Annotated in this window: 15 protein-coding genes; 5 read left to right on the top strand and 10 right to left on the bottom strand. The window is 66.7% G+C overall.

The window, feature by feature from the left end; translation table 11 throughout:
* Positions 1-60: 60 nt before the first annotated feature.
* The 6 genes from recO to KF833_15780 form a co-directional block, all read right to left on the bottom strand.
* A complete protein-coding gene (recO, locus tag KF833_15805) occupies positions 61-723 on the bottom strand; it encodes a DNA repair protein RecO (protein ID MBX3746774.1) in 663 nt (220 codons plus the stop codon).
* Between the two features lie 11 nt (positions 724-734).
* The gene (locus KF833_15800; protein ID MBX3746773.1) at positions 735-1508 is read right to left on the bottom strand and encodes a DUF502 domain-containing protein; all 774 of its coding nucleotides are present in this window, start codon (positions 1506-1508) and stop codon (positions 735-737) included.
* Positions 1509-1512: 4 nt separating this feature from the next.
* Positions 1513-1980, bottom strand: coding sequence for an rRNA maturation RNase YbeY (ybeY, locus tag KF833_15795; GenBank protein MBX3746772.1), 468 nt, complete (start codon positions 1978-1980; stop codon positions 1513-1515).
* 127 nt (positions 1981-2107) lie between these two features.
* Positions 2108-3127, bottom strand: coding sequence for a PhoH family protein (locus KF833_15790; protein MBX3746771.1), 1020 nt, complete (start codon positions 3125-3127; stop codon positions 2108-2110).
* Positions 3096-3590 carry an HIT domain-containing protein gene (locus KF833_15785; GenBank protein ID MBX3746770.1) on the bottom strand — a complete coding sequence of 165 codons (495 nt, stop codon included), beginning with the start codon at positions 3588-3590 and terminating at the stop codon, positions 3096-3098. Before KF833_15785 ends, KF833_15790 begins: the two co-directional genes overlap by 32 nt.
* A 245-nt stretch (positions 3591-3835) precedes the next feature.
* A complete protein-coding gene (locus tag KF833_15780; protein ID MBX3746769.1) occupies positions 3836-5200 on the bottom strand; it encodes a glutamate--tRNA ligase in 1365 nt (454 codons plus the stop codon).
* Between the two features lie 290 nt (positions 5201-5490).
* Here KF833_15780 and eno point away from each other — a divergent pair, with 290 nt between their 5' ends.
* The 4 genes from eno to KF833_15760 all read left to right on the top strand — a co-directional run bounded on the left by eno (position 5491) and on the right by KF833_15760 (position 10172).
* Positions 5491-6783 carry a phosphopyruvate hydratase gene (eno, locus tag KF833_15775; GenBank protein ID MBX3746768.1) on the top strand — a complete coding sequence of 431 codons (1293 nt, stop codon included), beginning with the start codon at positions 5491-5493 and terminating at the stop codon, positions 6781-6783.
* 106 nt (positions 6784-6889) lie between these two features.
* Complete coding sequence (locus tag KF833_15770) at positions 6890-7744, top strand: ion transporter (protein ID MBX3746767.1); 855 nt, start codon at positions 6890-6892, stop codon at positions 7742-7744.
* Between the two features lie 26 nt (positions 7745-7770).
* The gene (locus KF833_15765) at positions 7771-9375 is read left to right on the top strand and encodes a PQQ-binding-like beta-propeller repeat protein (GenBank protein MBX3746766.1); all 1605 of its coding nucleotides are present in this window, start codon (positions 7771-7773) and stop codon (positions 9373-9375) included.
* A complete protein-coding gene (locus KF833_15760; protein ID MBX3746765.1) occupies positions 9372-10172 on the top strand; it encodes a type II secretion system protein in 801 nt (266 codons plus the stop codon). The genes KF833_15765 and KF833_15760 overlap by 4 nt, the downstream gene beginning before the upstream one ends.
* On the opposite strand, the gene KF833_15755 is transcribed toward KF833_15760, so the two are convergent.
* From KF833_15755 to KF833_15740, 4 genes are all read right to left on the bottom strand, one after another.
* On the bottom strand, positions 10121-10960 hold the full coding sequence (locus KF833_15755) for a hypothetical protein (protein MBX3746764.1): 840 nt from the start codon (positions 10958-10960) through the stop codon (positions 10121-10123). The two genes, KF833_15760 and KF833_15755, sit on opposite strands and share 52 nt — an antisense overlap.
* Positions 10961-11630: 670 nt before the next feature.
* Positions 11631-14483 carry a hypothetical protein gene (locus KF833_15750; GenBank protein ID MBX3746763.1) on the bottom strand — a complete coding sequence of 951 codons (2853 nt, stop codon included), beginning with the start codon at positions 14481-14483 and terminating at the stop codon, positions 11631-11633.
* Between the two features lie 11 nt (positions 14484-14494).
* Positions 14495-16738, bottom strand: a complete 2244-nt coding sequence (locus KF833_15745; GenBank protein ID MBX3746762.1) for a DUF1553 domain-containing protein — start codon at positions 16736-16738, stop codon at positions 14495-14497.
* Positions 16735-18126 (bottom strand): DUF1501 domain-containing protein, encoded by a 1392-nt coding sequence (locus KF833_15740; GenBank protein ID MBX3746761.1) that lies wholly within the window; start codon positions 18124-18126, stop codon positions 16735-16737. Before KF833_15740 ends, KF833_15745 begins: the two co-directional genes overlap by 4 nt.
* Positions 18127-18425: 299 nt before the next feature.
* Here KF833_15740 and KF833_15735 point away from each other — a divergent pair, with 299 nt between their 5' ends.
* Positions 18426-21257, top strand: coding sequence for a DNA topoisomerase III (locus KF833_15735; protein MBX3746760.1), 2832 nt, complete (start codon positions 18426-18428; stop codon positions 21255-21257).
* Positions 21258-21363: the final 106 nt, after the last annotated feature.

Genomic DNA, 21363 nt, shown 5'->3' with positions numbered 1-21363 from the left:
CCCTCCCAGGCGCAACCCCTCTCCTACCCGGTCCACCCCCCCTCGCGCACCTCAAATCGCTCAACTCGCTCGGATCGCCCCAGAGAGCCCCAACGCCTCAGCCCTTCCCTTCGGCACCGCTCCAACTCCCTCGCCCAGGACCCGGCGCAGCCACCGGTCCAGGGGACGCCACACCCCCTCCTCCGGCATGCCCTCGGGCCAATCACCCCACTCCGCTTCGAGAAGGGATTCCGCGAGCTGCCCGCTTGACTCCGGAAGCCCTCCCCCTTCCCACCCCGGCAGCAATCCCGACTCCGCCAAATGCCGCAGTTCCAGACTCCACACCGCCAATGGCGACACCGCGGCCCGTTCCAGATGGACGAGGTACGCCCGGAACAGCCCCCACGTGCCCGGCAGCGGCGTGTCCGTCTCGGTCGTCTTCTCGATCAGCAATACCCCGTAGGCCGCCTGCGCCAGCCGGCTCCAGTCCGTCCGCAACTGCGGAAACACCGTCCGCAGCGTCACCTCCCCCAGCCCGTGCAGCTCCGACCGGCGCGACCTCCGGAAGGTGAACGCCGCCTCATGGAACAAGTCCAGCCGGCCCCGGTACGGCGACCTGGCCCGCCGCGCCCCCTTGGCCACCGTCGCCACCCGCCCCGCCTCCTCGGTCAGCCAGTGCACAATCAGCGAACTCTCCGTCAACGGACGCACCCGCACCACGATTCCCGTTGCCCGCTCTTCCATGGAACCCCCGCTCACCGCGCCTCGACCACGGTCACCGTGGAACCTTCCTCCTCCCTCCCACTCCCACCCTCCAGCACCCCCGGGGCCTCCCCGTTGGCCGGGGCCACCAGCGTCCCCGCCCCCCCAGGCAATGCCGGCTGCCATGGGGGCGTCACGGAGCCGAGGCTGATGATGTACTTGATTCCGTCCGTCACCGTCATGTCGAGCACCCGCACCTGGTTTTCCGGTACCATGACCAGGTAGCCGCTGGTCGGATTCGGCGTGGTGGGAACGAAGACACTCAGGACCTTTTCCTGTGTCCGGTGCTGTACCTCCTGCTGGTCCGCCCCGGTCACGAACCCCAGCGAATACACTCCTTTCCGCGGGAACTCGACCAGCACCACCTGCTTGAACGACCGGCCGTGGGTGGACCGGAACGCATCGTTCACCTGCTTGACCACCCCGTGGATGGTGTTCAACACCGGCACCCGCAACAGGATCGCGTCCACCGCCGCAATCGCCTTCCGGCCCAGAAAATCGCGGCCGAGGTGCCCGGTCAGCCACACCAGCGCCACCAGCAGCACCGTGGCCGCCACCTTCCAGTGCCAGAACATCTGGCCGCTCCGCCCGTTCACATAAATGAACTCCCGGTCCAGAACCCAGGGCAGGAAGAACAGCAGCGTGCTCGCGGCATTCGACACCGCCCCCAGCAGCCACTCGAAAATCACCAGCGAGACCGCCACCGGCAACACAATGGCAACCCCGGCGTAGAAATCGCCCCTCCACGTGTGTGCCTTCTCGCTCATGCGTTCACCCTAGGCGAGCCACCAACTCCCGCAACGCGAACCGTCTCGCCAGCCGCCTCACCCAACGATCCTCCGCCCGCTTCATCGCCCGTCGCGAGACCCCGTCCCGATCGTCGTACCCCTGCAAGTGCAGCACGCCATGCACCACGTACCGCACCAACTCCATCGACGGCGTGCTCCCGAACTCCTCCGCCTGTCGCACCGCGTCGTCCACGCTCACAAACAACTCCCCATGAAGCGCCTCCCCCGGCCCCTCCCGATGGTCGAAGGTGATGACATCCGTGGACCCCTCGTGACCGAGCCACCGCTCATTCTGCTCCGACATCGCCCGCTCCCCCACCAGCTGAATCCCCAGACACCACTCCCCCAGCCCCAGTTCCTCCCCCAGGAACGCCTCGGTCAGACGCGTCAATCCCTCCCGGTCCACGAGCCACCGGCGCTGCCGCACCCGCACCACCACCTCCCGCTTCATACTCCGTTCCCGTCTCCGCCCTCAGATCTCCAGTCTTCAGGTCTCAGGTCTCAGGTCTCAGGTTTCAGGTTTCAGGTTTCAGGTTTCAGGTTTCAGGTTTCAGGTTTCAGGTTTCAGGTTTCAGATCTCACGGCCCCTCCCTATCCCGCCGGCCCCGGTGTTCCTCGTAGGCCGAGATGATCCGCTGCACCAGCGGATGACGCACCACGTCGCGCCGGGTGAACTCGCACACGGCAATCCCCTCCACCCCGCGCAAGGCCCGCACCGCCTCGACCAGCCCCGACGGACGGTTCTTGGGAAGGTCGATTTGTGTCGGATCCCCCGTCACCACCGCCCGCGACCCGAATCCCAGCCGGGTCAGGAACATGAACATCTGCTCCCCCGTGGCGTTCTGCGCCTCGTCCAGAATCACAAAGGCGTTGTTCAACGTCCGTCCCCGCATGTACGCCAGCGGCGCGATCTCGATCACCCCGCGTTCCTTGTTCTTCTGAATGTCCTCCGCCGGCATCATGTCGTGCAGCGCGTCCTGCAGGGGTCGCAGATAGGGCGCGATCTTCTCGTACAGATCGCCGGGCAGGAAACCCAGCGCCTCGCCCGCCTCCACGGCCGGACGCGTCAGGATGATCCGGGCCACCTTCTCCTCCCGCAACGAAGCCACCGCCATGGCCATGGCCAGGTAGGTCTTCCCCGTCCCCGCCGGCCCGATCCCCAAGGTCAGGTCATGCTGCCGGATGGCCTCCACATACCGGCGCTGCCCGGTCGTCTTCGGCGTCACCTGGGCCTTCCGGGTCGAAGTCTGGATCCGCGTCCCGAACAGGTCGGCCAACGCCTCCGCCCCCTCGTGCTGGACCACGTTCAGGGCGTAGGCAAACTCCTTCGTCCGGATCGGCTGCCCCGCCTTGGCCGAGGCCTCGAGCAATTCGAACAGCCGTCGAGCCTTCCCCACCGCGTCGGTGCCGCCTTCCAGTTTGATCCATCCCTCCCTCGACGTGGCCTTCACCCCCAGCGCCTTCTCCAAAGCCTGCAGGTTCTTGGGGTCGTTGTGGAACAACTGCTGCGCGTGGCGCGCACTCTCGAAGTGCAGCGTCTCCTCGGTGGTCTCCCTCACAAGCGTCTCATTCCTCCCGCGCCAACGCCTGGCGCACATTTTCCGCCACCTCCCGCAACGCCTGCGGCAACACCGTCGTCCCCGCCAGCACCGGCATGAAGTTCGTGTCCCCCGCCCACCTCGGCACCACATGCAGATGCAAATGCTCCTCGATCCCCGCCCCCGCCACCCGCCCAAGATTCAGCCCCACATTGAACCCGTCCGCCTTCATCGACTCCCGCAACACCCTCATGCAACGCCGCGCCATCCGCATCAACTCCAGCATCTCCTCGTCCGTCAATCCGTCCAGATCCCTCACCTGACGGTACGGCACCACCATCAGGTGGCCGCCATTGTACGGGTAGTTGTTCAGCAGCGCGTAGCAGGTCCGGCCCCGTGCCACCACCAGGTTTTCCTCGTCGTCCGTCCCTTCCCCGATCCGACGAAACACCGATCCGTTTCCGCCCGGCTCCTTCGGCGCCAGGATATACTCGATCCGCCACGGGGCGTGCAGACGTTCCATCGCCCGAAACGCTAGCCCCTCCCCACCCCCCGGTCACGCCGGAAACCTTCGCCCCCCCGCTTCCCGCCCCGCCAGAGGGGTTGGGTGTCCACGCTTCAGCGTGAGCCTCCGAACCACCCCGACACGCTAAAGCGTGCACACCAAACGAAGGGCGGCAAGACCCTGTACCATCCTTCCATCCCATCCCCCTCTTGCCGCACGGTACACCCGGGGTGCGTCTGCGGAATGTCGAACGGAACATGGGCCTAACCCTGAACGGCCTTCGCCTGCGCCAGGTCGAGACGGTTCAACACGCGGTCCCGGCCCAGCACAGCCATCAGGTGATAAAGGCTCGGGCCGACCCCGCGCCCGGTGCAGGCCACCCGGCACGGTTGCACCAGCGGACCGGCCTTCACCCCGAGATCCACCGCCAATTGCTTCAGCGCCGCCTCGAGGGCGGCGGCTTCGAACCCCGGCAAGGCCGCGAACCTCTCCCGCAACTGCCCGAGCAGCGGTGCGCTCGCCGGGGTCAATGCCTTCGCCACCGCTTCGGCATCGAAGCGCAGGGCATGGTCCGGGAGGAAATAGAAGTCCACCCACCCCGCCAGTTCCCCGAACAGCCGCCCCTTCTCCTGGACCGTCCCAAGTGCCGCCGCGACGTACTCGGGCGCGAAGGCGGACGTGTCGATGCCGGCCCGCCGCAGGGCCGCCGCACCGATCTCCACGAACCGGGCCGGATCCAGCCGCCGGGTATGCTCGAAGTGGAAGTGCTCGAGCTTCTTCAGGTCAAACCGCGCATTGCTGCGGTTCACATCTTCCAGCCTGAACCGGCGCGCCGCCTCCTCGAGGGTCATCGGTTCCTCCCCGCCCTTCGGGCTCCAACCAAGCAGACACAGGTAATTGTTCACCGCCGCCGGCAGATACCCTTCCTCCACATACGACTGCAGGCTCGCCCCCCGGTCGCGCTTGCTCATCTTCGATCCGTCCGGATTCAGAATCAGCGGGATGTGCGCATACTCCGGCGCCTCGGCCCCAAGCGCCCGGAAGAGTGCGATGTGCTTGGCCGTGTTGCTGACGTGGTCCTCGCCGCGGATGACATGCGTGATGCCCATTTCCAGGTCGTCGATCACGTTGACCAGGTGGAACACCGGCTGCCCATCGCTTCGAACGATGACGAAGTCCGGGTCCGCCTCCTCCCGGTCGGTCAGCGCGCGGGTGATCTCGCCAACGATCCGGTCGCGAAGGACGATCGGCTCCCGGGGCATCCGGAAGCGCACCGCCCCGTCGCGCTCGTAGGCATGACCCCGCTGCCGCAACACCTCGATCCACCGCTGGTAATGTCCGGACCTTCGGGACTGAAAATACGGACCCCGCTCGCCGCGGCTCGGCCCATCGGGATCGCCAGTCTCCGGCCCCTCGTCCCAGTCCAGCCCCAGCCACCTCAACCCATGAAGAATCACATCGGTTGCCTCCTGCGTGTTGCGGGCCGCATCGGTGTCCTCGATCCGCAATACAAACGCACCCCTCTGGCTGCGGGCAAAAAGCCAGTTGAACAGGGCCGTGCGCGCCCCGCCGATATGCAGAAAACCCGTCGGCGAGGGAGCAAACCGGACGCGAACCGTGGACGCCATGCCCCGGACGATAAAAAGCGGCCTCGCCGAAGTCCATCGGTCCGAGCATCCGCGTCACCTCGACCCCACCCCATCCTGCCAACCCCGGCCCACCACCAAATCCAGGCGGCCATCGCGATTCCGGTCGGAGGCTTCCACGTTGGAATATCCCCTTTCCGGAGTCCCGGCAGCCCTGAACTCGGACCCCCGTTTCTTGACGGACCGGGGGCGGCCCGTATCCTCGTCGGCTCGTCGGATTCCCGACGAGGTTCCCGAAGGTTCCGAAGCGATTCTGTCAGCTACTGCCAACCATGAGCACCATCACCGAGATTCTAGCCCGCGAAATCCTCGACTCCCGCGGCAACCCCACGGTCGAAGTCGATGTCGTCCTCGCCGACGGCACCGTGGGCCGCGCAGCCGTCCCCTCCGGTGCCTCGACCGGAGAGCACGAGGCCATCGAACTCCGTGACGGCGACAAGAAGCGATACCTCGGCAAGGGCGTTCAGAAGGCGGTCAAGAACGTCCTCGAACGAATCGCCCCGAAACTGCTCGGCACGGACGCCTTCGACCAGTTGGCCGTGGACCGCACCATGCTCGACCTGGACGGCACCGAGACCAAATCGAGGCTCGGAGCCAACGCGATCCTGGCAGTGTCGCTCGCCAACGCGAAGGCCGCGGCGAACTGCGTCGGCTCCCCCCTGTTCCGCTACCTTGGCGGCACCAACGCCAAGGTCCTCCCGGTGCCCATGGCCAACGTCATCAATGGAGGCGCCCATTCCGACGCCCCCATCGATTTCCAGGAATTCATGATCATGCCCCACGGGCTCCCCACCTTCAGCGAGGGGCTCCAGGCCATTACCGAGATCTTTCACGCCCTCAAGGCGGTCCTGAAGAAGAAGGGCCTCAGCACCGCCGTCGGCGACGAGGGCGGGTTTGCCCCCAAACTGGAAAGCGTCGAAGCGGCTCTGGACGCCATTGCCCAGGCCACCAAGGACGCCGGTTACAAGCTCGGCAAGCAGATCTACCTCGCCCTCGATGTCGCCAGCTCCGAATTCTACAACAAGGACGCCGGCACCTACACCTTCAAGAAAAGCACCGGGGAAACCCTCTCCGGCGAGCAACTCGTCGAGTTCTACGTCAAGCTCTGCAAAACCTACCCGATCGTCAGTATCGAGGACGGCTGCGCCGAAGGCGATTGGGACAACTGGAAGCGCCTGACCGATGCCCTGGGCGACCGGGTCCAACTGGTCGGCGACGACCTCTTCGTCACCAACGTCAAGTTTCTCCGCCGTGGCATCGACTCCAACACCGCCAACTCGATCCTGGTCAAGGTGAACCAGATCGGTTCCCTCACCGAAACCCTCGATGCCGTGCAGCTCGCCCAGTTCCACGGCTACACCGCAGTGCTCAGCCACCGTTCCGGCGAGACGGAGGATGCCACCATCGCCGACATCGCGGTGGCCACCAACTGCGGCCAGATCAAGACCGGCTCCCTCAGCCGCAGCGATCGCCTGGCCAAGTACAACCAGCTCCTCCGCATCGAACAGATCCTCGGCCGGAACGCCGTCTACGCCGGCCGCTCCGCCCTCCCCAAGGGCCGCTGATCCGCCACCCATCCCGGACTTCCCACCACCCTGACGGGAAGTCCGGTTCCCCCTCCCCGCTCGCGCCCGCCCGCCGCCCACCGTGAGTGAGCTCGATCTCCAGCGTCTGCTGGCTACCCGCGCCGCCCCCTGGCGCCTGTCCCTGGCCCGTCGCGTCGAAGCCCGCAGCGTCGAAATCGCCATCACCGTTGTCATCCTGATCAACGCCGTGATCCTCGGAATGGAAACCAGCCCGAGCCTGCGCGCCCAGATCGGCGGATGGCTCGTGGCCATCGACCGGATCTGCCTCTCCCTGTTCGTTGTCGAACTCGGCATCAAACTCACCGCCTATCGCGGCCTCTTCTGGCGCAACGGCTGGAACTGGTTCGACGCCGCCGTCGTCGGCATCGCCCTCGTCCCGGGTTCCGGTGCATGGTCGGTCCTCCGTTCGCTCCGCGTCCTCCGCGTCCTCCGGTTGCTCACCATCATCCCCCAGCTCCGCAAGGTCGTCGCCGCCTTCCTCCACGCCATCCCCGGTCTCGCCAGTGTCATCGCGGTCGCCAGCATCTTCTACTACACCGCCGGCGTGCTGGTCACCGCCCTGTTCGGACCCACCCATCCCGACTGGTTCGGCACTCTCGGACGCAGCCTCTACACGCTCTTCCAGATCATGACCCTCGAGAGCTGGTCGATGGGCATCGTCCGGCCCGTCATGGAGTCGCACCCCTGGGCCTGGGCCTTCTTCGTCCCCTTCATCGTCGTCGCCACCTTCACCATCCTCAATCTCTTCATCGGGATCATCGTCTCGACCATGCAGGAACTCGCCACCGAACCCCCTGCCTTCCTCAGCCAGGACGATCTCATCGTGACCCTGCGCCGGATGGAACAGGATCTGCAAAACCTCCGCACCACGGTCGAACGCAGGTTGACACCGCCCCCCAACGGCGCGACACCTCCAGACAGCCCTTCGGCCCAGCCCTGACCCCGCGGCGGCCGGGGCCTTCGCCCATGCGCCACGCCGCCAGTCTCCGATCCCACCCCCGCTCCGGCGCCTCCCGGCGCACTGCGTTCCTCACCCTCGCCCTCCTGGCCTGCACCGCGACCGTCCTCCCCGCCGCCGACTGGCCCCAGTACCACGGGCCGCTCGGTGACGGCAGTTCCCTGGAGTCCGTTCGCACCGACTGGGAGGAACAGCCCCCGCGCATCCTCTGGCGCCGGCCCATCGGTCCCGGCTGGAGTTCGATCGCCGCGCAGCACGGCCGGATCGTCACCCAGGAACGGCGTGCCACCCCTTCCGGGGAACGCGAGTTCTGCCTGGCCCTCGACGCCGCCACCGGCGACCCCCTCTGGGCCGTGGACGTCGAACGCGCCCGTTACACCGACCTCGCCGGATACGACGACCGCATCGACGGGCCCCGCTCCACCCCCACACTCGATGGCGATCGCGTCTATCTCATCACGTCCCACCTGAAACTCCTCGCCCTGCACGCCGGGACCGGTGACATCGCGTGGATCCGCGATTTTCCCCAGGAACTCGGCAGTTCCGTCCTTCCCTGGGAGAACGCCGCCTCGCCGCTCCTGGTGGGTGACCTGATCCTCCTCAATGCCAACGCTCCCGGCCGCCGCCTGATGGCCGTTCGCAAGCACGACGGCTCGACCGCCTGGAGCGGTCAGGAAGTCGGCCTGACCCACGCCACCCCCGTCCTCGCCCACCTCGACGGCGTCGCCCAGGCCATCTTCCTCACCCTCCCCGGGCTCGTCAGCGTCGTCCCCGAAACCGGCGCCGTCCTCTGGCGCCTCGAGTTCTCCCCCTCCCACACGTCCACGGCCGCCTCTCCCGTCGTGGCTGGCAACCACGTTCACGCCTCCGCTGCCTACGCCGCGGGAACCTGGATCGGGCAGATCAGCCGCACCGACTCCGGCTTCACCGCGGTCGAAACCGCCCGTCAACGCGGTAATGCCTACCAACTCCACTGGTCCACCCCGGTGGCACACGAAGGATTCATCTACGCCATCCCCAGTCCCACTTCCGCCCAGGCTCGCCTCGCCTGCCTCGACCCGTCCGCCGGCACCAACCGCTGGACCCAAACTCAAGTCGGCTCCGGCAATATCGGCTTCGGCAGCCTCATCCGCGCCGCCAATTCCCTCATCGTCCTCACCGAGTCCGGCGAACTTGTCCTGGTTCCGCCCAACCCCCAGGGCTACTCCGAACTCGGCCGCTTCAAGATCCTTCATGCCCACTGCTGGAATCGTCCCGCCCTCGCCAACGGCGTCCTCTTCGCCCGCAATTCCTCATTGCAATCCGAAATCGTCGCCGTCGATCTCAGCACCGCCCCACCCCCGCTTCCCCCGCTCCGACTCGCCACCGAACTTCCCCGGAATGGCGGCGGCGTCCGCCTTAAAGTCGCCAGCCTCGACGGCGCCCCAATCAACCCCGCCTGGGCCGGGCGACTCGAAGTCCTGAGCACTCCCGAACTGCCCGGACCACCTCAGCCCTGGCCCACCGTCTTCGCCCCGCTCCAGCCCGAGGGAGATGCCCTGGTCACCGAGCTTCCTGCCGATCTCGGGCCAATCCGGTTCTTCCGCGTTCAAGATCGGGAGGGCCGACCATGAACCCGCGCCGGTCATCCCGTCCGGGCGAAGCCGGCCAACGCCCGTCCACCCTCCCAGCCACCAACCCCGCCTTCACGCTGGTCGAATTGCTCGTCACCATCGCCATCATCGGGATTCTCGCGTCCATGCTCCTGCCCGCTCTCGCCAACGCCCGCGAACGCGCCCGCCGAACCGCCTGCCTCAACCTCCAGCGCCAATTCGTCCTCGCCGCCCACCTCTACGCCGGTGATCACGAAGACCGGCTCCCCCCCGGTGGCACCGACAACAGCAATCCCAACGATACCCACACCCCCATCCTCTCCCACGCCTCCAAAACCAACCTCCTCCGGTACGCAGGCGATCTCCGCTCCCTCGATTGTCCCAACCTCACCCGTTGGATGGAACGTCGCGAAGGTTGGCGCCTCCACGACGACTACGGCATCGCCATCGCCTATCACTACCTCGGCGGACATCCCGGCACCCCTTGGGACGCCGTGCCCGGCTCCACCAATCGCTGGACCTCTCCCCAGAAGTCCGGCGACGACCCGACCCTCGTCCTCGTCGCCGACCTCAACGTCTATTGCCCCAGCTTCCAGCGCATCCTCGCCCCCCACGGCGCCCGCGGCCCCATCGTCCGCGAAGAAGATCACTTCGATCAGGACGACCGCCTCTTCGACCAGACTCCCGCCGACATCGGCGGGCGCGGCGGCAACGTCGCCCTTCTCGACGGCTCGGCCGCCTGGCGCCCCATGTCACGCATGCGTGCCTACCGCGCCTCGCATCTCTGGGGCGCCGACGGCGCCTTTGGAGTCTGGTGACCCCGCCGCACCACCGCGCACCCCACCGTCATCGCCAGAATCAGAAGCCCGAGACTCGATGCCGTCTCGGGGACCGGCCGCACGGACCGCAGCGTCGTTCGCACCTCGATATCCACGTCCTTCGAGGCGTAGGCATACATCGACCCCTTGAGCACGAACCGGTACAGATGCGTCGGATCCACCTCGAACCTGACCTCAGGAGGCACTTCGCCATACTCAAAGTTGTCCCCGAAGTAGGTCACCAGGCTTCGCCCCGCGGTGATATCCCAGAGCGATACCTCCAGCGTCTGCTCCCACGCGTAGTAGTTGTAGCGGTAGTGGCCCTCAAGGGTCAGTACGAGCACCGGACATTCGGGCTGAAACACCCACGTGCCCTCCGCCCACGCCGAAATCCCCGCTCCGTCCACCTCCGCGCAATACCCGCTGATGCCCATCCCCCCGGTTCCCACCCAGGCTCCCGCCGCCGCCGAATCGCCGGGCGTCCGAGCCGCACCGATGATGCCGCTGCTGCTGCTGGTCCGGGTCACGCCACCCCATTCGCCGTCCTCCACCCAGGAGATCGAAAGATCATACTGCTGGAATACCGTACGAATCCCCAAGGAAGCCGCTCCCGCCCATCCCGAAGCAACCAGCAGGCCCCCCAACACGGCACCCGCCCCAACCCGCCGCCAGACCGCACGGGGCCAGCCACCCCAGATGGACTTCCCTTGAATCCCGGGGCCATCGCCCGGTCCCCCGGACTTCACTGCGCCTCCCTCGGGAAGCGATTGTACATGGATCAAGTTCATGATGGTACGGGGCCAAGGCGACCTTCCCCACCCTCCCCGGAAACGCAACGGATTTGCCGCGAATGGACCCCGACCCTAAACCGGCGCCTCGCACTCAGGTTCCCGGCAAGCGTCTGAACCAAAAAAATTATCCGCCAGACTCTTTCTTGTTGATAAACAAATAGACTGCCCGACTCTTTATTGTTGACTATCCAATTAAATTGCCCGGCATTTTATAATTGATTGTAGACGATCCCCAACCAGGTCCTGAATGGGAGCGCCGGAAGGGAAGGAGATCCCTCGAGGACCGAAGCTCAATCGCGGTCAAGATTGCTTAGCCTGACTCTTTACTTTATTAGGACTGGAAGGCAGCACGGAGAGGCTGGCGGGGTTGGAGGCAAGCCGGGCAGAACCGGACAGCGCGGGGCATCCGGGAATGGGCGAACGTCGCTGGGACAGATCCTGCGAGTGCGGATCCGGCACATCACCAACGGGCTGGGGTGTGCCCGGAGAAGAAGGAGTTCGCGGACCCGATGGGCTCCCTTGTCCGCCCTAGCTCGGTGTCCCGGCTTCAGCCGGCCAGAATCATTCCCCACTACCCTGCTCCAATCCCAAGCCCCTGCACGCTGAACCCAGAATTCGGGATGTACCGTCAGGCGGCACGCCGCGCGTCCACGGATGCATCGACCGACTATCGTCCGGGAAGCGTCGCCAACGCCTCGACCGGCAGCACCCGGATCAGTGCCGGTCGAGAAGCCTGCCCATCATCGGCCCGCGCCCGCAGGTGAAACAACCGGCTGCCCGGTTGCGCCTTGGGAGCGGCGGTGATGAAGAATTCCCGCTCCGACTGCCCTTCCACAATGAGGAGCCCGTTGAGCCCAATGTTGTCCACATAAAGTCCATGCGGCAGGTTGCGGCCCGAATCCTCGTTTCCAAACTCGATCCGCCCCTCGAAATCGTGCCGCGTCGCACGCACCCTCGCGGTGAGGGTCTCGCCAGGTCGCAGCGAAAACTCCAGCAGCCCGTCCGGGCGCGTCTGCACCACCGACCGATCCTCGGAGGGCAGAATCTCCACGGTAACCTTGGGCGGCGCGCCCAATTGGAGGTTGCCGAGTCCGCCGATGGGTTTCTTCACCTCCCGCCCCGCAATCACCGCGGTCGCGGTCACCGTCACCGCACGATCCGCCTCGTCATCCGGATCCCCCGCGTCGGCCCCCGCATACAACACGGCGACCGCCCCCACCTGCCCCGCCTCGATCTCGACCGGTGCGCTGGTGTCCCATCCCGACGGCAGACCGTTCACCTCAATCCGAATCGGACCGTCGAAGCCCTCGTGGCGCTGGGCCCGGAAGATCAGCTCGCGACCACTGCCAGGACTGACCTTGGGATTCAGCCCCTGGAGGCTCACCTCGAAGTCCGGCCGCGGCGCGCGAAGGGCGAGGACGTAGTGAAATCCGCTCCCTTCCCCAAACCCGCGGACATCCGTGACCCGGGCCAGATACTCCCCGTCGGCCGGGGCGGTGAAGGGCAGCATCGAGTCGGTCCCATGCCGCCGGGAAGGATCATCGTCGTTGACGTAGTTGAGCCGGAACACCGGCAGCCCGTTGGGCGCCGGATCCGATCCCGGCGGGTAAGGCGTGACGATGTAGCACGGTGCGCCCAGGGCGTGAACCAGCGGTGTGGTCGAAAAGAACGTGTGGCGGCGTCCTTCACCCGGATAAACCTTGAACCCGGAATCCGGTCCCCGCGGGTACAGCCACAACCGCACCACCTCGCCATTGGCATACAGGTACTCGTCCAGCTCCATCTCCGCCCAGTTGTGCACCCGGAAGTCGTCCGAAGTGTCGGAGTCCTTCCCGCGAAACGTGAACCACGAATCCTTGGTGGCCTGAAGCACCACCTGCTCGACCGGCCGGCCGTCGGCATGCAACACCTCGATCCGCGAATCCAATCGCGATTGCGCCCGGGCCGCGATGACTTCCAACCACATCGGCTCGCCAGCCCGCGCCTGAAACCGGAACAGGTCCGCATCCCCCGGCCGGTCGATGCTCCCCTCGATCTCCACCGGCCACGTCACGCCCTGCGCATCGCCCGGAACATCGTTCGGCTCGCGCTCCTGCACCCGCGCCGGCGCCGACGCCGACTGCCCCCCGGCGGCAACCGCCTCGACACCCTCCAACTCCGGGGCTGACGCCGCCACGGCGGCAAGCCTCAGGGGCTGCGGCCCGGGTTCGCCCATCCGGTCGCCCGACAACCCCGGCAGCGTGGCGGTCGAGCCATCCATCCGTCCGAGGTAAAACCGGGCGGGATGCCGCATGGCAACCGCCGCAGCCACCACATCGGGCTGGACGGGATACTCCTGGATCCACTCGAGGTCCGGCAGGCTCCATAACTTGAGCGTGTGATCGTCCGCGCTCGACAGCACGAATCGTCCATCGGCGCTCAGGGCCAGGGCGTGGATGGCCGTCTCGTGCGCAAACCGCGATTGCAGCCGCGGATTCAAGGCCGGAGCGTCACGGGACACAAACCGCCACAGGTGGATCCGCTTGTCCGCTCCCGCCGCCAGGATGTGCCGCCCGTCCGGTGTGAAGGCCACCGACATCAGCTCCCCCTGCGGCTGGTTCAGCGTGTCCAACCGCAGCCCGTCCGGCACGCGCCAAAGCTTCACCGTCTCATCCGCGCTGGCCGACGCCAGCACCCGGCCCCCGGGATGCCACGCCAGATCAAAGATGGCCCCCTGATGCACCGCCAACGTCCGGATCAGCGCCCCGTCGGACACCTGCCACAATCGGATCTCCCGGTCGTACCCCCCGGTCGCCACCAAAGTCTGGTCCGGCGAAAACTCGGCGTCGTACAGAATGTCCGAATGCCCCCCGAACTCGCGCACCCGTGCGCCCGAGGCCAGGTCGAACAGAATCGCCACCCCCCGCAACCCGGGAATGCCCGTCGCCGCCAACAACCGGGTCCCGTCCGTCGAGAATTGAAGCGCGTTGACCTTGCCAGGCAGGTCCCGAAGCACCACCCACACCTCCCCCGTCTCGGCATCCCGCACCTCGATGCCGTCCGCCCGTCCCACCGCCAGCAGCGTACCGTGAGGGGAAGCCGCCACGGCCAGCACCGGCGACGGCCCGGGCGCACCCGGCAATGTCGGGGTCACCAGCGTTTCCAGGATCGACCGGTCGTCCTCCGGACCCGCAGCGCCCCCCGCAATCCACCGCTTCAAGCGCTCGATCTCCGAAGGCGGGACCGGCGCCTCGTCGCGCGGCGGCATGAACGGTCGCGCCTTCCGCTCCAGCGATCGGATGAGAAACGATCCCTCGGGATCGCCCGGAACGATCGGATCGCCATGGTCCGACCCGCCCCCCCGCAGCCGCGCAAAGGTCTCGACCGAGAATTCCCCCTCCGCGTCCCGGTCGTTGTGGCACCCCGCACAATAGGCCCGGAAGATCGGCGCAATGTCGCGCTCGTAGGTCAACCCCGCGTCGGCCCGGGCCAGCATTCCGCCGCATCCGGCGACAACGACGAGCAAAAGCAGCGTGCGCATGGGAGTACGGATCAGTGCTGGAAAAGAAACTCGCGCGACGTCAGCAGCGCCCAGAACAGGTCCTCGACCGCCTCGCGCCGCCCCTCGGGACCCGCGTCGGCCAGGAGCAACCCGAACTCGCGCCGTTCCGCCTCCGACGGCGCCCGGCTGAAACTCCGCATCCACGCCTCCTCCAGGATGCGTTCCGGCGCCGGGTCGGTGGCCAGCAACTGCGTCACCCGGCCCTCCCGGGATGCCAGCTTCTCGTTGATCGTGCTGCCGTTCGCCAGATGCAGCACCTGGATCAGGTTCGGCTGGTTTGACCGTTCGCATTCGCAGGTGATCTCCCGCTGGTTCCGCCCAAAGGTCTTCAGAAAATACGATCGCACCGCGGAGTCCTTCAGTTGCAGCGCCCGCGTCTCGCCAGGATACAGCGCGGTCTTCTCCGTCGATCCGTCGCTCAGCAGAATCTCCGTGTACGTGTCGCCCACCCCGGTCACATCGGCGATGGCGTCCTTCAGCACTTCCGCCGTCAGGCGCCGCGGATAAAACCGCGAGTAGTGCCGCCGATCCTCCCGGTTCTCCTCGAGCACCTCGCTCGAACGCCGGTAAGTCTGCGACACCAGGATCAGTCGCTTCAGCGCCTTCAGATCGTACCGCCGCTCCACCAGGAACGCCGAGAGCGCGTCGAGGAGCCGCTCGTTGCTCGCCGGATTCGACACCCGCAGATCGTCCACCGGATCCACCAGGCCCACCCCGAGGTAGTGCGCCCAAACCCGGTTGACGATCGCCCGCGTGAAGTACGGATTCTCCGGATCCGTGAGCCACTCCGCCAACCGCACCCGGCGATCCTCCGCGTCGTCCGGATCCAGCGGCTCCCCGTCCAGCGGCGCCGGCGGCTGCGGCTTGCCGGTGCGCGGCTGGATCAGCTCGCCCTCGGGCTCCACATACAGCGTCCGCCGCCCGTCGCCGTTCCGTGCGTCGCCGCCCCATCCCTTGGCCCGCACCCGGGAAAAGAGGTTGGCGAAGGCGTAGTACTGGTCGTTGGTCCACTTCTCCAACGGATGATCGTGGCACTTGGCACAGTTGATCGAGAGCGACAGGAACGCCTGGCTGACGTTCTCCGCCATGGTCTCCGGGTCCTGGTGCACCGCGTAGAAATTGCTCGCCCCGTCCTCCACCGAGGAACCCCGCGCCGTGACCACCCGCCGCACCAGTTCGTCCCACGGCGTGTTCAGCGCCACCTGGTCCCGGATCCACCCGTAGTACGCGGTCAACGCCTGCGGACGCAGCTTGGCCCCGCTCACCAGCAGGATGTCAGACCACTTGTACGTCCAGAAATCGATGTACTCCGGACGGGCCAGCAGCAGTTCGGCGAGGCGCTCGTGCTTCCCGGGCGATGGATCCTCCACGAAGGCCCGCGCCTCCTCCGGCGTGGGCAGCCGCCCGATGGTGTCCAGAAAGGCCCGCCGCACAAACGTCGCGTCGTCCGCCGGCGGCGACGGCCGCAAGGCCAGCTCCGCCAGCCGCTCCAGCACCAGGTCGTCGATGAAACCCGAACGCGGCGCCCCGGCATACACCGACCCCGGAATCGCATGCGCGTACGGCGCCACCACCCGGGCCGCCACAATGCGCGCGGAATACCACACCGTGACCGCTCCCTCGCCGTGGCCCAGCACGGTCACCGTTCCCGCCCGGTCCACGCTGGCCACCGTCTCGTCCGTCGACGTGAACTTCGCCCACCGCGTCACGTCCCGTTCCGTCCCGTCGCTGAACCGCGCCCGTACCCGCAGTGAAATGGTGCCGCCCGGCTCGCCCCGCGCCTCCGCAGGGAACACTTCCAGGTCTTCCAGCACCGGATCGTCCGGAAGCGGCGGCGGACACCCCGCGGCAATCCATGCCGCCATCAGCCGGTACTCCTCCGAATCCACCCCGAACCGCATCCCCCCCTTGTGCGGCAACGCCGTCGTCGGCTTGGTCAGCAGCAGGCTCCGTCCCGGATCGCCCAACTCGACCCGCCGCCCGCGCATCTCCCGCGTGATCGACCGGTAATCCGCCTCGGGATTGTAGCCAAACAGCGACAACCGGAACCCGCCCTTCCCGGCCAGGGCCCCATGGCATCCCCCGGTGCTGCACCCCGCCTGCGACAGGATCGGAAGGATGTCGTGACGGAAGCTCGGCACCGCTTCCGCGCCCCACGCCGCCGCCCCCAGTCCCCCCCAGGCCGCCACCCAGGCCGCCACCGCCCACACCTTCGCCCGGACGATCGGCCTCATGCGAACAGCTCCCGGATGGGTTCAGTGCCAAGATCGGTGAGCGGAAACGGCCGTCCGCCAGGCCCCGGCAGATGCGCCGTGTGATCCAGCCCCAGACTGTGGAAAATCGTGGCCACCAGATCCCCCGGCACCACCGGACGCTCCGCCGGAAATCCACCCACCGGATCGCTCGCCCCCACCACCCGCCCCCCGCGCACGCCGCCCCCCGCGAAGTACACCGTGAAACACTGCGGCCAGTGGTCCCGCCCACCCGCCGGATTCACCTTCGGCGTCCGCCCGAATTCCGCCAGATTCGCCACCATCGTGTCCCCCAGCATTCCCCGCTGATCGAGATCCTCGATCAGCGCGCTGTACGCCTGGTCGTACATCGGACACACGATGTCCTTCATCCCCTCGATCGAGGTGAACGGCTTCGAGCCGTGGATGTCCCAGGTGATCTCGTCGAACACGGTCAGAAACGTGTTGATGGTGACAAACCGCACCCCGCTCTCCACCAGCCGGCGCGCCAGCAGACAACACTGCCCAAACCGGTTCATCCCGTACCGCTCCCGCACCGCCACCGGCTCCCGCGTCAAATCGAACGCCGCCCGTGCCTGCTCGCTGGTCATCAGCCGGAACGCCGCGTGAAAATTCTCGTCCAGCAGCCGCGCATCCTCGCTCGCCTCGAACGCCTTCACCACCCCGTCCACAATGTCCCGCATCCGCCGCCGACGATCGAGCCGCGTGGCCGCCATCTGGTCGGGCGGCAGCAGATCCGGCACCCGGAAGTCCTCCTGTGACGGATCGGCCATCAGCGCGAACGGATCGTGCGCCTTCCCCAGGAAACCCCCGGCCTGGCCGTTCGGCAGATTGCCCCCGCCCCTCCCCATCAGTTCCGGCAGCACCACGAACGGCGGAAGGTCCGTCTTGCGGCCCATCAAATGCGAAACCACCGCCCCCGCGTGCGGCGTGTGGATCCCCCCCGTGAACCGGCGCCCCGTCTGCAACATCTGCCAGCCGGCGTCGTGCACCGCCGCGCCGTCATGATGACACGACCGCACCAGCGAAAATTTGTCGGCCAGTGCCGCGTGCCGGGGGAGCAGCTCGGAGATCTCGAAGGCATCGGACTTCGTCCGGATCGCCTGGAACGGCCCCCGCACTTCACTGGGCGCCTCCGGCTTCATGTCCCATAAATCCAGATGGCTCGGCCCCCCGAGATTGAAGATCAGGATGCACGAACGATGGTCGTGTCCCGGCTTGACCAGGCCTGTCTGACTGGCCCGGAGGTATTGGGGCAGGGAAAGCCCAAGCGCCGCCAACGCACCGACTTGGAGAAATTCGCGCCGGGAATGCCCCCGCCCGCATAAACGGGCACGATCGTCCGGAGATTCTGCGAGGAGGTCGAACATGCGGAGCGTCATACCCGAACCCCCCACCCCGCGCCACAGGATTCGCCATCGCCCCTCCCTCGTCCGTGCATCCCGAAGTTGTGGGGAGAGGTGCGAACTCCGCCAAATGGCACCTCGGAGGGCCGAGTTCCACGAGGCCGCAACGGTGTGGAGCGTTCGGTTGAGGACTCGCGGAGCTCGTCCCTCCGATTCGCTGGCTCGGTACCGACAACTCGGAGATGCGCCCGAATCGCACATTCCGGAGACCAAACGGTTGCGCCTCGCAAGGGCCGTGGTGTAGAAGCCGCCCACCTCTGGTCATGGCCAAGGCACTCATCATCGCCGAGAAACCCTCCGTCGCCACCGACATCGCTCGGGCGCTCGGGGGCTTTAAGAAGCACGACGACTACTTCGAGAGCGATCAGTACCTGCTCTCGTCCGCCGTCGGCCATCTCCTCGAACTGGCCGTCCCCGAGGAGCACGAGGTGAAGCGCGGCAAGTGGACCTTCAATGCCCTCCCGCATCTGCCGCCCCACTTCACCCTGGTGCCCATCGAAAAGAACGAGAACCGGCTCAAGACCCTCACCCGCCTGATCAAGCGCAAGGACGTGGACCGCCTGATCAACGCCTGCGATGCCGGGCGGGAGGGCGAACTCATCTTCCGCAACATCGCGGCCTTCACCGGCGCCAGGCAGCCCGTCGAACGCCTCTGGCTCCAGTCGATGACCCCCGCCGCCATCCGCGAGGGCTTCGCCCGCCTCCGGTCCGACCCCGAAATGCGCCCGCTCTCCGACGCCTCCCGCTGCCGCGCCGAAGCCGACTGGCTCGTGGGGATCAACGGCACGCGGGCCATGACCGCGTTCAATAACAAGTCAGGTGGCTTCAACAAAACCCCCGTCGGCCGCGTCCAGACCCCCACCCTCGCCATCGTCGTCGAACGCGAACAGAAGATCCGCGACTTCGTCACCCGCGATTACTGGGAGGTGATGGCCACCTTCGACGCCGCCGCCGGTCCCTACCCCGGACGCTGGTTCGATGAGCGTTTTCAACGGCCGGACGGCAAGGATGGTGATCCGGACCTGCGTGCGGAACGGATCTGGGAGGAAGCACGGGCCGTGTCGATCCGCGAGCGTTGCCTGGGGCGGCCCGGCATCGTGACCGAGGAGAGCAAACCCACCACCCAGCTTTCGCCGCTGCTCTTCGACCTCACCTCGCTGCAACGCGAGGCCAACGGGCGGTTCGGCTTCAGCGCCAAGAACACCCTCGCCATCGCCCAGGCCCTCTACGAGCGCCACAAGGTCCTCACCTACCCGCGAACCGATTCCCGGCACCTCCCCGAGGATTACCCCGCCACCGTCCGCAAAACGCTCTCCGCCCTCGAAGCTGCCGCCGGTGGCTACACCCCCCTCGCCAACAAGATCCTGGCCCAGGACTGGGTCCGCCCGGGCAACCGCCGCGTGTTCAACAACGCCAAGGTCAGCGACCATTTCGCCATCATCCCGACCCCGGAACCGCCCAGGTCGCTCACCGAGCCCGAACAGAAGATCTACGACCTCGTCACCCGCCGGTTCCTGGCTGTGTTCTTCCCGGCAGCCGAGTTCCTCGAAACCGTCCGCATCACCCGCGTCGAGGGGGAACCCTTCAAGAGCGTCGGCAAGGTCCTGGTGAAGCCCGGCTGGCTCGAGGTGTACGGCAAGGAGGTTCAGGCCACCGGCGACGCCCCGGTGCTCACCCCGGTGACGCCCGGCGAAACCGTCCAGACCTCGGACATCGAGGTGAAGGCCAGCCGCACCAAGCCGCCCCCGCGCTACACCGAAGCCACCCTCCTCAGCGCCATGGAAGGCGCGGGAAAACTCGTCGAGGACGACGACCTCCGCGAGGCCATGGCCGAAAAGGGCCTCGGCACGCCCGCCACCCGTGCCCAGATCATCGAGGGTCTCATCGAGGACCACTACATCGTCCGCCAGGGCAAGGAACTTCAGCCGACCGCCAAGGCCTTCTCCCTCATGGTCCTCCTCAACGGACTCGGCGTCGAAACCCTGACCCGTCCCGCCCTCACCGGCGAATGGGAGCACAAACTCAAGCGCATGGAACGTGGCGACCTCGGTCGCGACGTCTTCATGACCGAAATCCGCTCCCTCACCGAGGAAATCGTCAACCGCGCCAAGAGCTACGACAACGACACCATCCCCGGCGATTTCGGTCGCCTTCAGATCCCCTGCCCCCGATGCGGCGGCGTGATCCACGAAACCTACAAGACCTTCCAGTGCCAGGGCTGCTCGTGGTCCGTGTACAAAATCATTCTCGGCCGCCAGTTCGAACCCGAGGAGGTCGAGGAACTCATCCGCCAGAGTCGTGTCGGACCCCTCCGCGGTTTCCGCAGCAAGCAGGGGCGCCCCTTCGACGCCATGATGAAGCTCGGCCCGGGGCCCGACTTCAAAGCGGAGTTCGACTTCGGCAACGGCAAGGATGCCGAGGGCAACGATGCGGCCGGCGCCACCGCCCCGGATTTCACCGGCCAGACCCCGCTCGGCCCCTGCCCGAAGTGCTCCTCCAACGTCTTCGACGCCGGCATGAAGTACGTCTGCGAACGCGCCGTTGGCCCGTCGAAGTCCTGCGACTTCAGCTCCTCCAAGACCATCCTGCAGCAGCCCCTTGACCCCGCCCAGGTCCGAAAACTCCTGGCCGAAGGCAAGACCGACCTCCTCAAGGAATTCGTCTCCAACCGCACCGGAAGGAAATTCGAGGCCTTCCTCGTCCTCAAGGAGGGCAAGGTCAGCTTCGAATTCGCCCCCCGCCAGCCCCGCGCCAAGGCCGCTGCACCCAAAGAGAAGGGACCGCCCCCGCCCCCCGTCAACTTCACCGGCCTCACACCCGTCGGCACCTGCCCCCGCTGCCAGGGTCAGGTCTTCGAAATGGCCGACGAATACCTCTGCGAAAACACCCAGCGCCCCACCCGCCCCTGCAAGTTCAAGTCCGGGCGCACCATCCTCGAACAACCCCTCGAACGCGACCAGATGGCCAGGCTCCTCCGCGAAGGCCGCACCGATCTCCTGGACAAGTTCGTCTCCCGCAAGACCGGGAAACACTTCTCCGCCCATCTCGTTCTTGGCGACAAGAGCAAGATCACCTTCGAGTTCCCCGAACGCTGACCCCGCCCCTTCAGCCTTCAGCCTTCAGGTTCAGTTCAACCCGACTTTTCGTCGCGCTGCGGCAGCGCAACGAAAAGTCTTAAGTCGTTTCAGGTTTCAGGTTTCA

Source organism: Verrucomicrobiia bacterium (assembly GCA_019634625.1).
Lineage (GTDB): Bacteria > Verrucomicrobiota > Verrucomicrobiia > Limisphaerales > CAIMTB01 > CAIMTB01.
The sequence above is the reverse complement of the archived record's forward strand: the minus strand, read 5'-3'. Positions and strand labels throughout refer to the sequence as shown.

Coding starts and splice junctions, on each gene's coding strand:
- eno (MBX3746768.1), top strand. CDS start 5,491: ATGAGCACCATCACCGAGATTCTAGCCCGCGAAATCCTCGACTCCCGC.
- KF833_15790 (MBX3746771.1), bottom strand. CDS start 3,127: ATGTGCGCCAGGCGTTGGCGCGGGAGGAATGAGACGCTTGTGAGGGAG.
- KF833_15745 (MBX3746762.1), bottom strand. CDS start 16,738: ATGAGGCCGATCGTCCGGGCGAAGGTGTGGGCGGTGGCGGCCTGGGTG.
- KF833_15760 (MBX3746765.1), top strand. CDS start 9,372: ATGAACCCGCGCCGGTCATCCCGTCCGGGCGAAGCCGGCCAACGCCCG.
- KF833_15785 (MBX3746770.1), bottom strand. CDS start 3,590: ATGGAACGTCTGCACGCCCCGTGGCGGATCGAGTATATCCTGGCGCCG.
- KF833_15800 (MBX3746773.1), bottom strand. CDS start 1,508: ATGAGCGAGAAGGCACACACGTGGAGGGGCGATTTCTACGCCGGGGTT.
- KF833_15735 (MBX3746760.1), top strand. CDS start 18,426: ATGGCCAAGGCACTCATCATCGCCGAGAAACCCTCCGTCGCCACCGAC.
- ybeY (MBX3746772.1), bottom strand. CDS start 1,980: ATGAAGCGGGAGGTGGTGGTGCGGGTGCGGCAGCGCCGGTGGCTCGTG.
- KF833_15750 (MBX3746763.1), bottom strand. CDS start 14,483: ATGCGCACGCTGCTTTTGCTCGTCGTTGTCGCCGGATGCGGCGGAATG.
- KF833_15765 (MBX3746766.1), top strand. CDS start 7,771: ATGCGCCACGCCGCCAGTCTCCGATCCCACCCCCGCTCCGGCGCCTCC.
- KF833_15740 (MBX3746761.1), bottom strand. CDS start 18,126: ATGTTCGACCTCCTCGCAGAATCTCCGGACGATCGTGCCCGTTTATGC.
- recO (MBX3746774.1), bottom strand. CDS start 723: ATGGAAGAGCGGGCAACGGGAATCGTGGTGCGGGTGCGTCCGTTGACG.
- KF833_15755 (MBX3746764.1), bottom strand. CDS start 10,960: ATGAACTTGATCCATGTACAATCGCTTCCCGAGGGAGGCGCAGTGAAG.
- KF833_15780 (MBX3746769.1), bottom strand. CDS start 5,200: ATGGCGTCCACGGTTCGCGTCCGGTTTGCTCCCTCGCCGACGGGTTTT.